Annotated in this window: 7 protein-coding genes; 5 read left to right on the top strand and 2 right to left on the bottom strand. The window is 43.5% G+C overall.

What is annotated here, in order from left to right:
• Window positions 1–62: 62 nt before the first annotated feature.
• Both BHR79_RS07725 and BHR79_RS07730 read right to left on the bottom strand, forming a co-directional pair.
• Window positions 63–1,202 (bottom strand): ATP-grasp domain-containing protein, encoded by a 1,140-nt coding sequence (locus BHR79_RS07725; protein ID WP_072561790.1) that lies wholly within the window; start codon window positions 1,200–1,202, stop codon window positions 63–65.
• A complete protein-coding gene (locus BHR79_RS07730; protein ID WP_072561791.1) occupies window positions 1,199–2,254 on the bottom strand; it encodes a 60S ribosomal export protein NMD3 in 1,056 nt (351 codons plus the stop codon). Before BHR79_RS07730 ends, BHR79_RS07725 begins: the two co-directional genes overlap by 4 nt.
• A gap of 317 nt (window positions 2,255–2,571) precedes the next feature.
• Between BHR79_RS07730 and BHR79_RS07735 the strand changes: the two genes are divergently transcribed.
• The 5 genes from BHR79_RS07735 to cobN all read left to right on the top strand — a co-directional run bounded on the left by BHR79_RS07735 (window position 2,572) and on the right by cobN (window position 15,321).
• The gene (locus BHR79_RS07735) at window positions 2,572–3,249 is read left to right on the top strand and encodes a DUF2162 domain-containing protein (RefSeq protein ID WP_072561792.1); all 678 of its coding nucleotides are present in this window, start codon (window positions 2,572–2,574) and stop codon (window positions 3,247–3,249) included.
• 21 nt (window positions 3,250–3,270) lie between these two features.
• Complete coding sequence (locus BHR79_RS07740; protein WP_072561793.1) at window positions 3,271–3,894, top strand: MotA/TolQ/ExbB proton channel family protein; 624 nt, start codon at window positions 3,271–3,273, stop codon at window positions 3,892–3,894.
• The gene (locus tag BHR79_RS07745) at window positions 3,891–4,250 is read left to right on the top strand and encodes a DUF2149 domain-containing protein (RefSeq protein ID WP_072561794.1); all 360 of its coding nucleotides are present in this window, start codon (window positions 3,891–3,893) and stop codon (window positions 4,248–4,250) included. Before BHR79_RS07740 ends, BHR79_RS07745 begins: the two co-directional genes overlap by 4 nt.
• A 200-nt stretch (window positions 4,251–4,450) precedes the next feature.
• The gene (locus BHR79_RS07750) at window positions 4,451–9,913 is read left to right on the top strand and encodes a cobaltochelatase subunit CobN (protein WP_244888348.1); all 5,463 of its coding nucleotides are present in this window, start codon (window positions 4,451–4,453) and stop codon (window positions 9,911–9,913) included.
• A 179-nt stretch (window positions 9,914–10,092) separates the two neighbouring features.
• Window positions 10,093–15,321: a cobaltochelatase subunit CobN gene (gene cobN / locus BHR79_RS07755; RefSeq protein ID WP_244888349.1), complete on the top strand. Its 5,229-nt coding sequence runs from the start codon at window positions 10,093–10,095 to the stop codon at window positions 15,319–15,321.
• Window positions 15,322–15,410 lie beyond the last annotated feature (89 nt).

Here is a 15,410-nt window from a genome sequence, read left to right on the forward strand (position 1 = left end):
ATTAGTAATAAGTAGAGTTTACGTTGTCTACCTTTCATGTTATTTATAGTTATGGGGTTGCATTATAGTATTTTATTCAGCATTTTCGCCTGGTCTTTCATATGTCCAATTACATCGTTTCTGGAATTTCCCTTTGCCAATATCGAGACAAGCGGATCATCCGGGAATGCTTCATACCCGGATTTCGGGATGTCTGCAAAACTTCCCTTTCCAAAGACTTCAGATATTTGTTTGCTGATAGTAACCGGTTTTTCAGAAGCATACAATATGGTTCTTCCACCCCACCGCTGGTATTTCGGTCTTTCGGGCAAAATCCCCTTAAATGCATCCACATGTGCCTGGAATATGTTGGTTCCTGTTGCAATTTCCACACTATCCAGGCTTCCCTGGAACCTGGCGTTTATTTCCAGTATCACAGGTCCCTTCTCCGTAATTATAAAATCCATTCCGTTGGAACCTTTCAGTTTGAAGTGTTCACATAGTTTTTCGCAGATTTCAATCATTTCATTTTCATGGGGTGTCTGCATGGGGGTAATATTTCCACAATAGGCAAACGGCATTTTTGTAAGCCAGCTGATTCCAATGAGTTGCTCATTAACACCAATCGCAGTAGCCTGTATTCCATCACTTATCATGGAAACACTTGCTGCTGTGCCGTGTACGACTTCCTGCAGAATAAGTTCACCCGGTTTGAAATTTCCGGCTTTGCATAGTTTGTCAACCTGATATTCCAATTCATCTGCGCTGGTTACGATTTTATTGAAAATCCCGCCGCCCCCAATTGCTGGTTTGAGTATCATTGGGGTGTTTATTTGCGGAGGATTCATAGCTACATGGGTTTCAGGATGGGGGATACCAAGTTTTTGTAATTCTTCTGCAAAACGTTTTTTATTCGATACAATTCCCATCTGTCCTACAGAATTATTCAGGACCGGGCAATCAAAGATTTCCCTCTCAATATTTTCAAAACCCGAGCCCAGGACAACTCCGTCAAAATCCGTTTCGAAATTATCCATTATCCGGATAATCTCTTCATTTTCCACTTCATGGATGTCTTCTTCCATCAAAGCATGGCATTTGCAGGTATTATATTCCAGATCCCGGTCACAAAAAGCATCTATTGCATATACATTATATCCTGCACCCTTGGCAGAATGGGCAATATTCCTGCTGCTGTACCCGATTACCAGGATATTTTTCATGCTTTTATCTCTTCAGGTATCGGTATCATGCCATATTCGGTTTTAAGTACCGGAATTTCTTCTCCCTCTCTGGCAGTCAGGAAGAAGGGTTTCTTGAGAGTCACTGTCTGGTAGTTTGTGGGATCAAGTATCATTATGGCATTATCTTCAATTGCCACCAGCACAGCCCGTTTTGCATCTGCAAATGTTCCCAGGAACTCGGCCTTTTCGATATCTTCTATGGATGCGATAACTTTTTTGCCGGTTTGCAGGTCTATGCATTTGGCTTTTTTATCACAATTTTTTATTTGCAACACCTGATTATTAAAATAAAGGATATCCCCGGGAACATACTTTGGCAGGCGTACCGCATATGATACACGATAGAGCTCCTTGCCATCCCGCTGGCTGAACAGGGACGGGGATTCCTGATGCTCTCCTCCAAGTTTGGATGTTATAATTTTACAGATCTGCCTGCAGGCACCGGATGAGCCGATATAGTAATCTGTTCCTTCCTTTGATGAAGACATGTTTGAAATAAAAGCCAGCCTGTCCCCTTTTTTCTCCATCCTGCTCAGGGCATCACGGACCAGGTGGTCACATTTTTTCTTTTCATCATCCGTAGGGTTCCTGTTACTTGCCCTAAGCTGGATGATTCCTTCATAGTAACCGGCAGCTATTCTGCTGCATGCATCACAGACACCACGTTGGACACGGACCTCAGTTGTAAGTTTTTCTTCCAAAGGCATGCCGTAGATTTCTGCCTGAATATAAACATTAACAATATACTGGTAGGGAGTCAGTTTTTGAGGTTCAAATCCAAGTTCAATTATGTCTGCATTTTCATGAAGCAACAATTCGCTTTCAACTTTCTCGAGTACTGTATTTGTATCGTGTTTTGTATCTGTCCACTGGCCTCTTTCGTATTTGGAGCCACATCTGGCACAGATCTGGGTGCTTATGACCGGATCTAATTCGGCAAGTTTAAACTGCTTGAAAAAGCAATTCTTGCACACATTTTCATAAAGATTGTGAGTAGTATTGCCACATTTAGGGCATATGAGTTCTTTCATTAGACGCTGCATTTGATGTTGTGTTGTATATTAGTCTTTTGGATATATTGTTGAGATTTCTGTTTCAATATAACCTTCGATCATCCTATTTTTATATTAATTGCTTTAAGGATAGTCTCTTTTTCTTATAAAGGACAATCTATGTTACCCATGTGGATTACATATGTTATCCTAAAACTTTTTTTTATATACTATGAATATACTCGAGATAACAAGTGTATTTGATTTGTCAACGGGTAAAGTGAATTAATTATTGGCTATATAAGCCCTAAAAACTTGAACAAATTTCACTGCCCGATAATGGTGGTTGTATATCAATGAGTGCAGTATATTTAACAGTCATAGGAATTCTGCTGGCAATAGCTATATTTGCAGTTAAGGCCGGAGTGGGATGTGGATGTTCGACTATCAATCGCAGGCAGTTATTTGCCATTGCAGGGATGTATTTTGTATTGTCCGTAATCATAGGCTTGATTCTTAATTACATCGACATATCCTATCTGCTGAATGCTTCCCAGGTTGGAATGGGAATGCATGTGTTAATGGCTCTCTTGCTTCTGGGTGTAGGTATCTATACTTCCAAAAAATGGAATTGTGGGGTGGATGTATCCCATAAGACTTTCCTTGTGATCTCCCTGCCCTGCCCCGTATGCCTTGCAGCTCTTTTCATGTCAATCATGCTGCTTTCCAATACCGTTGAGATCAGCAGTGCACTTCTGGGACTTGGGGTTGGTGTCACCTTTTTCTTTTCCATCATTTCCTCTTCCCTGATTGTCAGGAGGCTTAAAAAGGATCCAACAACCCTGGGCAATGCCATGACGTTTTTGGGCCTGTTCTACTTGATGGGTGCAGTAATCGCCCCTGCCTACATGCACGCAAAACAAATGGGTCTTCCGACTTTCAGCGGACCCGAATTTGATATAATACCCTTCATCGGCTTTGCAATTCTCATAACGGCTGGCTTTGCACTTAATCGTATCAAAACCCAGTATTAATTAAAGGAGTGATAATAAAAAATGGCAATAGATTCTTCTTTGTTCCAGATAATGTATACAGTTTCTTCGTCACTATTGTATCCTGTAATAATATTGCTTTTGTTAGCAGTGGTATCATCTCTGGCTTTGATTGGTGAGTTCATTTCCGAATATTCCAAGAGGCATCGCAATGTTACACAACTTGAGAATATAGGTAAATGGGTACAGGATTCCGTTAAATCCTCGGATTTTGATTCTGCCGCTACACATCTGGGTGAGCTGAAGCAAAATTCCCTTGTCATGTCATTTGCCCGGGATGCTGCCGCCCATCTTGGCAGCAGCGCTGCTACTTCTATTGACTGGCTTTCCGAGGAGTATGAGGTGCGAATGACCAAGAACCTGGAGTATACCAAGATCCTTTCCACGGTTGCTCCGATGATAGGCCTGATGGGAACGCTTATTCCCCTCGGTCCGGCTTTGATAGGACTTGCGGAAGGTAATATCCTGCAGCTTGCACATAACCTGATGGTTGCTTTTGCTACCACAGTTCTGGGTCTGTTTGCCGGAATCGTAGGATATGTCCTGACCGTGGTACGTAAAAGATGGTACTGGCAGGATATGGCTGATATCAATTATCTGCTTGAGTGCATGGAGGGTGAGGAATGAAAAAACGAAAATACAGGCGAAGCGGTCTGCTTTATGAAGGGGATGAGCAGAATCCCCTAACTGGTGTGGCCAACCTTTTCGACATAGCCATGGTCTTCTCCGTGGCCCTGCTGGTGGCCCTGGTAATGTCTTTCCAGTTGCCGGAATTGTTGTCTCCAACGGATGACGTGACCATTGTAAAGAATCCGGGGGAGGAAAACATGAAGATCATCGTCAAGGAAGGTCAGGACATCGAAGTACTGAACATGACCGAACAAATCGGAGGCGGGTCAGGTGAAGCGCTGGGTACAGCCTACCAGCTGGCAGATGGACGGGTTGTGTACGTTCCCGAGGGTAAAAATGAATCGGGAGGATAACCCGTTTTATTTTTTGTTATATAAAAACAAGTTTATTGATTATATGTAAGGAGAAATTGTAGATAACATTCAGTTGAAAATATTGTGGTGACATCCCGACCTGTGGGCTGGCGGGCTTTGGGTCGGGATGTGCTGCATACTATCGAGGCGATAATATGCGATTTGGAAAAGTGTGTTTATTAGTTTTAAGTGTATTGATTATGCTGGCAGTGGCAATGCCGGCGGTATCGGCAAATGAACAAGTAACAAAGGTCACCTACATTTCCTACAGTGCAAATGATGCCCTTCAGACAGCCAGTGAGACCAATGATCACAGTGATCTGATTGAGTATACCTTCATCGATTATTCTGATTCAGGTATAAGCCAGGAAATGATAAATGCCTCAGAAAGTGGTTTCCTTGAAACCCAGGATGTTATTGTTTGTCAGGGTATATATGATGCTTTCACTGATAACACTACAGTGAACACCACTCTCAAATCAGCGCATGACAAGGGTACTGCCATCTACAGCATAGACCCTATGGGAGCCTATACCCCTCCATCCTACTTCGATTATCATTCTGATGGTACTACCAGTGACCCGGTTGCCACCTATTACAACAATATGGGAACTGAAGGTGAAGGTCTGGAAAATGCGGAAAACCTGCTGACCTATCTCACAATGAAGTCAAAGGTCACCTACATTTCCTACAGTGCAAATGATGCCCTTCAGACAGCCAGTGAGACCAATGATCACAGTGATCTGATTGAGTATACCTTCATCGATTATTCTGATTCAGGTATAAGCCAGGAAATGATAAATGCCTCAGAGAGTGGTTTCCTTGAAACCCAGGATGTTATTGTTTGTCAGGGCATATATGATGCTTTCACTGATAACACTACCGTGAACGCCACTCTCAAATCAGCGCATGACAAGGGTACTGCCATCTACAGCATAGACCCTATGGGAGCCTATACCCCTCCATCCTACTTCGATTATCATTCTGATGGTACTACCAGCGACCCGGTTGCCACCTATTACAACAATATGGGAACTGAAGGTGAAGGTCTGGAAAATGCGGAAAACCTGCTGACTTATCTTGCAACCGAATCACCCAAACTGGTGGAAAATGCTCTGAATAACGCAAAAGTAGACAGCAGTAAATACCTGTTTGTCCTGGGTACCGAGTTTAATGAGAATGCCCTGAACAATGCTACACTGGATGCCAACATATCCTCCGAATTGGACATAACCGTTTTCACCAGGGACAATCCTGCACCCGAAGACTTCGATTTCTCCGAATACGGAGTGATCTTCATCGAGTCACAGAATGAGTCCGTGATTAATAATTGGACTTCCAGTATAAAATCTGCCAAAGCAGGCGGCGCAATGGTTATGGGTTACAATCTTTCATCCAATATCACCGTGCCCAATGTTGACTTGTATTCGGATGAATATACAGACATCGAGAGATATTGGATACAGGGCGAGAATGCCAACATGCAATCCATGCTCAGGTTTATGGGGCAGGAATTCAGTGAGCTATGGGCTGGTGAGACAGTCTCAGAACCTGAAATTATACATTCAGTAATTAATGTGACTTACATAATAAACTCCGATAACAGTATCTCCCATCTCAACAATGTCCTTTCAGAGAGGGCTGTAATAAACGATCGTTTCAATGTCACTGTTATGGACGGTGCAGAAGCGGCTGCAAATTTGACGGATGTTTCCGATCAGGATGTCATAATTCTTTATATGATAGGTGCCACACAGATTACGGAAATCAAGGATGTGCTGCTGGACGCCAAAGACAATGGTGCTCAGATAGGAATGTTTGGTATGGATGATGGTTATGGTATTGCCACCTTTGATATGACAAATCCACCTTACAGCTTTATGAAGGAGTATTTGTACAACAATGGTTACTCCAACATGGAACACTGGATACGGTCTGTAGGTTCCACTCTTGAAGGTGCCTATATTGCATATTCTGAAGCCTTCCAGCCATCTATACCTGACCATGGCATTTATCATCCAGATGCCTTCCCCCGAGTATTTGAAAACAGCAGTGAATATCTTGAATGGTATAAGGATTATGGATACAATGAATCCGCACCAACCGTTGGTATAATAGCCAGTTACAATATTGAAAAGAATTCTCTTGCTTTCAATACGGAAGATCAGATAATCAGGAATCTGGAATCCAAGGGTTGCAATGTAATTTTTTCAACTTACAAGGTAATTACAGACGACACATCTGAGTATTTTGTAAATAATGGTACGGTTCTCGTGGATTCCATGATATCGCTGAAAGGGTTTAATTTCCAATACAATGATCCCGCTATGGGAATCGAGTCCATGAATGAGTATAATGTTCCTGTAATAAAGGGATTACTCGACCGTTACCATACACCTGATGAATACAATGCAAGTGTGCATGGATTGAGCACTTCATCCTTATCGTATCAGGTAACTATGCCGGAACTTGAGGGTTTGATTGATTACATATGGTTAGCAGGCAGGGTTCAGGATTCAGAAACCGGACAATATTACTACAAACCTCTGGATTCGCAGGTTGATTGGATTAGTGACCGTGCCATCTCCTGGGCAGAACTTGGCAACAAGGACAATTCGGATAAGAAGGTCAGCATCATCTATTACAACCACGAAGGTGGTAAGAATAACATTGGTGCCAGTTACCTGGATATAGCTTCCAGTTTCGAGGTGCTGCTTGATGAAATGAATACCAGTGGTTATGATACAGGCAATGGCAGTATTCCAAACAGCAGTGAGTTCATCGATCTGTTCATCGAGAGTAGGAATGTCGGTTCCTGGGCCCCGGGTGAGCTAGAAAAGGTTGTTGAATCAGGCAATGTCACGCTTGTCCCTGTGGACGAGTACATGGAATGGTATAACACCCTCCCACAATCCGTAAGGGATGATGTTGAAGCCAGGTGGGGTGAAGCTCCGGGTGACATAATGGTGTACGATAATAAATTTGTCATACCCACAGTCCAGATGGGTAATATCAATTTCATACCCCAGCCCACCAGAGGAGACCTCTCGGATGAATCGGTGACCTATCATGACAAGGATCTTCCACCTACTCACCAGTATCTGGCCACATACTTCTGGATCAATCAGGACTATGATGCAGATGCAATGATCCATTTCGGAACCCATGGCACACAAGAATGGTTGCCGGGTAAGGAAGTGGGATTATGGCGCTATGATTATCCTTCCATAATGGTGGCTGATACTCCTGTAGTATACCCCTATATTATGGACAATGTGGGAGAAGGTACTCAGGCCAAACGCCGGGGTAATGCGGTTATCATAGACCATTTGACCCCTCCGATAACAGATTCTGGTCTGTATGGGGAACTTGCCGAGATGCATGATAAGATTCATGAATATGAAGAGGCAGCAACTGCTAATGATACTGTGAATATGGCTCTTTATCGCAACAGTACAATTGAAAAATATGAAAACCTTTCAATGGAGTACGATCTAGAAGTAACCTCGGAAGAAATGCGTTCCATGAATGAAACGGAATTTGAGAACTTTGTCACAAATGACGTGCATAACTACCTTCATGAACTGCAGGGGACCCTTATGCCTCTTGGGCTCCATGTTTTTGGTGTTGCTCCGGATGATGAAAAACTTGTCTGTATGGTCAAATCCATGCTTCGCAGTGATTTCATCGATCACATAGTAAATGTCATTCCTCATGACACCGGGGATGAAGAGGACTGGGAGAATACGTCCAATTACTACGCCAATGATTTGTTGAATGCCACCTTGATCGATGGTACAAATATATCGCAGGCCCAGATGGATGTTCTGGGCCTTACAGATTCCAACATTACGGCAGACCTGAATACGGCACTTAATTATTCTGCAGCTCTACAAAATACCACACGTGAAATCGACCAGGCACTCCGTGCTCTGGATGGAGGCTACATTGAAGCAGGGCCTGGAAATGATCCAATCAGGAATCCGGATGCAGTGCCTACGGGAAAGAACTTTTACAGTTTTGATCCGCGAGATGTTCCGGATGAAGAAACCGTTGAGTTGGGTGCCATACTTGCCAATCAAATGCTTGAACAGTATAAATCAACTCACAACGACACGTATCCCAAAAAAGTAACCTACGTCCTGTGGGCGGTTGAGACAATGCGTCATGAAGGCTTGATGGAGGCACAGATATATTCCCTTCTGGGTGTTGAACCGACCAGGACCTATGGACATGTAAGTGGTTTCAAGGTAATTCCGCAGGAGAATATGACTCATCCGAGAATAGATGTTGTAGTGACTCCTTCCGGTCTTTACAGGGATACTTTCCCGAACCATCTTCAGTTGATAGATGATGCAGTGCGTACCGTTGCAGCTCTTAATGAAACCAATGAAACCAATTATGTGAGATGGAATTCCCTGAAAATGGAAGAGGCATTGCTTGAAGCAGGATATAATGAAAGCACTGCCCTCGCATTGTCCCGTTCAAGGATATTCAGCGAGTCGCCTGGAGCCTATGGAACAGGTTTGCCGGGGGCTGTGACTGCAAGTGATACCTGGGATAGTGAAGATGAACTGGCGGACCTCTATATTTCCCGTATGTCCAACATTTATGGGCAGGATGTATGGGGAGACAGCTACCAAGATGTCTTCAGGATGAATCTCCAGGATGTGGAAGTTGCGATGCACAGTGATTCTTCCAACCTGTACGGAATAATTGATAACGATGACTTTTATCAGTACCTTGGAGGGCTCAGTCTTGCAGTGAGATCCGTTAGTGGAGATAATCCTGAGATGTATGTTGCCGATTTCAAGAATGTGGATAATCCGCAGGTAATCACTTATGAAGAGGCATACAGGAAGGATATCCGTTCAACACTTTTCAATCCCAAATTCATCTCCGGCATGATGGAATACGATTATGCAGGTGCCAGGGAATTCATGAACACTGTCGAGCATATCTGGGGGCTGGATGTAACAACACCTGATATGGTCACGGATTCAGACTGGGATGAGATCTATGATGTCTATGTGAAAGACAAATATGATCTGGGTGTTGACGACTTTATGAAATCAGGTGACAATGCTTACGCCTACCAGTCCACTCTTAAGAGGATGATAGAAGCCGAGCGGAAAGGTTACTGGAAAGCATCTGATGAGGTTCTCCAGAATCTGGTAAAGGAATATACTGAATCAGTTGTTGAGAACGGTGTGACCTGTTGTCACCACACATGTGGTAACCCCACACTGGACGGATATGTTGAAGGCATGATGTCTGTTGCAGGTGTGAGTGCTGAAAGCCAGGAAGCCTACAAGAAGTTGATGGATGAAGCCACCCAAAGTCCTGAATCATCTACTTCTTCAACCTCCACCAGCGGTGGTATCGGTAGCGCACAAATCGTGAATACTTCCACTACAGGCACTTCCTCCAATCAGACAACTTCCACCTCTGATGGTGGCTATGGTGAATCCGCACAGCAACCTACACCTGATTCTGCGGAATCCAGCAGTGATTATGTGGAAGGATATGAGATGACCAAGGAAAATCCCAGAAATGATAATTCCGGTGGCTCATCCTTCTCCGGTGCTGACATCGTGGGAACCGTACTGGTGCTTGCAGCAGTAGGTGCCATGTATATTGGTTTCAGGAGAAGACAGCTGTAAGTTCTGAGCACCCTTTTCGGGTGCTCTTTTTCTTTATTTCATAAATATGGGATATGTTATGAATCGAAGAACAATTTAAATTTATCATGATAAAGTATATGTGCACATCCCGGTTCTGCGACCAAACAGGAAACCGGGATGTGGCATACTATCGAGGCGATAATATGCAACATACAAAAATGAGTCTATTAGTTTTAAGTGTATTGATGATGCTGGCAGTGGCAATGCCGGCGGTATCGGCTTCCGAAAATATGATAAATATCAATAATGTTACCAGTAATGAAAATGGTACTTTTGTTATGTCTGACATCCCTTATGGTGAATATGAATTATATGCCACCAATTATTCTGAGAGTAGGGGTAGCTGGAAATGGTACAAAGGAAAGGTTGGCATTGAGATAAATGGTTCAGACCTTTCCAATGTACTTCTTGAAATAGATGATGATTCACCAGTCGATGAAAACCGTATAAATTCCTATCTGGATGGCCATAATATATCTGGTCGCACCTACAGTACCGGCATGGGCAACGAATACAACAAATCCAGTGATATTGTCCTTCTCACCAGTGATTCATCAACTTTTGTCGCGAACACCACCAGTAATGCCAATGGTAATTTTGTTATGTCTGACATCCCCTATGGTGAATATGAGTTATATGCCACCAATTATTCTGAGAGTAGGGGTAGCTGGAAATGGTACAAAGGAAAGGTTGGCATTGAGATAAATGGTACAGACCTTTCCAATGTACTTCTTGAAATAGATGATGATTCACCAGTCGATGAAAACCGTATAAATTCCTATCTGGATGGCCATAATATATCTGGTCGCACCTACAGTACCGGCATGGGCAACGAATACAACAAATCCAGTGATATTGTCCTTCTCACCAGTGATTCATCAACTTTTGTCGCGAACACCACCAGTAATGCCAATGGTAATTTTGTTATGTCTGATATCCCCTATGGTGAATATGAGTTATATGCAACCAATTATTCAGAGAGTAGGGGTAGCTGGAAATGGTACAAAGGAAAGGTTGACATTGAGATAAATGGTACGGACCTTTCTAATGTACTTCTTGAAATAGATGATGATTCCCCAGTCGATGAAAACCGTATAAATTCCTATCTGGATGGCTATACCTTATCTGGTCGCACCTACAGTACCGGCATGGGCAACGAATACAACAAATCCAGTGATGTATTGTTGTTGAAAAAACTCTCTTCCTCTGCTCCGCCTTTAGTAAATGTTTCCATAATAACGGGCTATTCAAGCTACGAACCCCAGTTAGAAAGTCTGGTAGGCAGAATCAACAATGATTCAACTCTTAATTTAAGTGTGTCATATCATTTACCATCTACAATTGATGATGAAACCGATTTGAGTAACGTGGATGTAATTTATGCAAAAATGTTTACTGATAGCGCTGATAAGATCGAAGATGAGGTGAATTCAGCAATATCTAATGGAACAATAGTTATCACAGATAATGCTGCCTTGAATGAAAATATTCCAGATAAGTTCTCGGAGGAAGATGAGGTAGTTATCAGAGAATACCTTGAAGATTACTGGAAATACGGGGCAACTGAGGAGTCTAATTTTGATAATCTAATATATTATCTTGCCAGAACATTTATGGACAGGGATGATCTTGATGTCAAAGCTCCTGATGGTTCTCCAAAAGCCATCTATCATCCCAATATGACTGAAAAATCCTATTTCACTCCGAATGCCACAGAATATTTTGACTGGTATCGCAACAGGGAAGAGGGGCATTCCTTTGATGAAAATTCTTCGACCGTTGGGCTCATGTTTTACAGTTCCTATTATCCGGAACGTATGGATCCTTTTGATTCCCTCATAGACAAACTTGAATCAAAGAACATTAATGTGGTTCCTTGCTACGGATCAAGCAGTGATCATGTGGATTCCTTTTTCAATCATACACCTGAAACCAAAGTGGACCTTATTCTATCGTCCACCTACCGCAGCCAGTATTTTGATGTTGAAAACCTGGGTGTGCCGGTGATGAATACGGTTACCAACGGTTACATGAATCTGACCGAATGGAAAGAGACAAGTTCCCCCTTGCCGAATACCTATATGATAAGGCTATACAGGCCTGAAACCTGGGGCTGGATAGATCCGATAATGATTGCTTCTACAGAAACCGATTCCCAGGGTAATGAAATATATGAACCTGTTGATAGTCAGGTTGAGTGGCTTGTTGATCGGGCAGAAGCTCAGACGAATCTTTCTGCAAAAGACCACTCGGATAAGAAGGTCGCAATCCTCTACTATAACCATGGTGCAGGAAAGAACAATATTGGTGCCTCCTATCTGGAAGTTGTACCGAGTATCAGCAATCTGCTTGGGGCAATGGCAAACGAAAGTTATGATGTAGAAAACTCGAGCATCCCCAACAAAACCGAACTTGTAGACCTTTTTGTAACACAGGGTACCAATATCGGTACGTGGGCACCCGGTGAACTGGAAGATCTTGTAGAAACAGACAAGGTGGAATTAATTCCCGAGCACACTTACAAAAAATGGTTTGATGCTCTTCCTGAAGAACGCAAAGAGGAAGTAACGGATAGATGGGGTGAGGCTCCCGGGGAAATAATGGTCTATGAAGATGATTCGGGTGACCGCTTCGTTGTAATTCCAAAGATAGAGATCAGTGACAATGTTATCCTTGCACCCCAGCCAACACGAGGCTGGCTGCAGGACAATGACGCCCTCTACCATGCCTCGGATCTCCCTCCGCATCATCAGTACATAGCCTTTTACCTATGGATGCAGAATGAATTTAATGCAGATGTTATGGTAAACATGGGCAGACACGGTACTGTTGAGTGGTTGCCGGGTAAGGAATTTGGCCTTTTCAGGGAAGAATGGCCGGCTCTTATGACCGGAGATATACCGGTTGTCTATCCTTATGTAATGGATGGAATGGGAGAAGGTATGCAGGCCAAACGCAGAGGCAATGCAGTGATTATAGACCACCTGATCCCGCCTGTGGTGAGGTCTGGAAGCTATGGTAATTATTCTGAGTTAAATGATAAGATTACTCAGTACAATGCACTTTCCAGTGATCCTGATATGCAGGAAAAACGTTTTAACGAAATCGTAAATCTGACATATGAGTTACATTTGGATGAACGAGTCAATATGACACCTGCAGGGTCAGAGGATGATGAAATGAGAGATCATTTCCTAGACGAACTCGATGATGTTCTCAGGGAGCTAAGGACGACTTCGATGCCCTATGGTCTTCACATCCTGGGCAATGCACCAGAAGGTGAGCAACTCAGTGAAATGGTCTGTTCCATGCTTGGTCAGGATTTCAAGGATGAGGCCGCTCTCTACAATACTTCAGAGGATGCACCGGTGCTACTTCTGGACCTTATCCTGAATCAGGAAATAAGTTTCAACGAATCACAGGAGCAGGTACTTGGAGCTGGCAACACGTCAGCGACAATGGATGATTATCTTTCTACTGCGACAGAATATGCCGACAAGTTGTCTCAGAGTGAAAATGAAACATCACAGGTACTCAATGCTATGGATGGCAAATACGTCAAATCCAACCTGGGAGGAGACCCCATACTTCGTCCAGACGCCCTTCCTTCTGGAAGGAATTTCTATGCCTTCGATGAACAGCTAATCCCGACAAAACAGGCATGGGAGCTTGGAAAGAAGATGGCCAATGAGACCCTGGAAGCGTATACTCCAGAAATTGAAGGTGATTATCCACAGAAGACAGCCTTCATTCTATGGGCAGGTGAATCTACCCGTCACGAAGGTGTGATGGAGTCTGAGATCCTGTACCTGCTTGGTGTCAGGCCAGTCTGGGACGATGATGGTGACGAGGTTGAGGATGTCGAACTGATCCCGTCCTCTGAGCTGGGAAGACCACGCATAGACGTACTTATACAAATATCCGGGCTTTACAGGGATACTTTCCCGCATAAAGTGGAACTGATAGACAAGGCTGTCTATCTTGCCTACAACGCACCGGATAACGGCTATGATGGCACTAAGGATGAAGAGCGACCTGCAGCTGAATATATTTCCTACGACCCGGTGGAAAATACTAACTACGTGAGAGAGAACACCAACAATATCTATGATGGTTTAAACGCTACATTGCAAAACGAAACTGCCTCAATGAACATTGCTTTGCTTAGAATCTTCGGACCTGAGGATGGTTCCTACGGAACGGGTATGGCCAATGCAGTTTCGGCAAGTGATACCTGGGAAAACAACACCGAACTTGCCGACCTCTACATGGACAAGATGAGCAATGCTTATGGTGAGTATGTCTGGGGAGAAAGTATGGAGGAAATTGCCAGCCAGTGGGATGTGGCGGATAATTCGATCGACAATGAAGAGGTATTTAATGACAATTTGGAAGATGTCGGGGCAATTTTTCACAGTCGCAGTTCTAACACCTATGGTGCAATGGACACGGATGATTTCTTCCAGTATTTCGGAGGTTTGAGTCTGGTGGTCAGTGAAGCTTCCGGCACGACACCGGAAACATACGTAATGAATCTGCAAAACCCAGATGCTGAAAAGATAGAGACACTGAGCACCTATCTTTCCAGGGAAATTGTTACGAGGTACCTGAATCCTGGCTGGATTGAAGGCATGCAACAGCACGGCTTTGAAGGTGCCGGAATGATGGGTAGTTTCCTTGAGAATCTCTGGGGATGGGAAGCCCTTAATCCGGACTTGATAGATGACTATGTCTGGGATGATGTGTATGACACATATTTCACAGGAGATAACAGTGAATGGATAAAAGGAACCAATTCCTATGAATACCAGTCCATGACGGCCAGAATGCTTGAAACTGCCCGTAAGGGTGGCTGGGATGCATCGGATGAACAACTCAAGTCCCTTGTGAGCGAGTATGTGGAAACTATAGCTGAAACTGGTGATGTCACTTGCTGTCATCACACATGTGGTAACCCTGCTTTGAAGGAATATGTAGATGGTTACCTGTCCATGCCAGGTGTTGTCGATGAATCAACTGCCGAACAATACAGGGAGATAATGGATGAAGCTATACAACCTGCAAATTCACAGGTTTTGAAGTCTTCATCTTCCAGTAGTGGTGGTGTAGGCAGTGCACAGATTGTGAATGCTTCAACCACAGGTACTGCTTCTAATCAGACAACTTTCACTTCTGATGGTGGCTATAGTGAATCCGCACAGGAACCGACACCTGATTCTGCAGAATCCAGCAGTGATTATGTGGAAGGATATGAAATGACCAAGGAAAATCCCAGAAACGAGGAATCCGGTATCTCATCCTTCTCAGGTGCTGACATCGTGGGAACCCTACTGGTGCTTGCGGGTGTGGGTGCAATGTATGCTGGTTTCAGAAGAAGACAGCTATAAGGAAACAAAGACAAAAAAAGAACAGAGAAGGATATCCTTAATCACAGGATATCCACTTTTTTCATAAAAATATTTAAAAGAAAACTGTT

This window comes from Methanohalophilus halophilus, from assembly GCF_001889405.1.
GTDB classification, from domain to species: Archaea; Halobacteriota; Methanosarcinia; order Methanosarcinales; family Methanosarcinaceae; genus Methanohalophilus; species Methanohalophilus halophilus.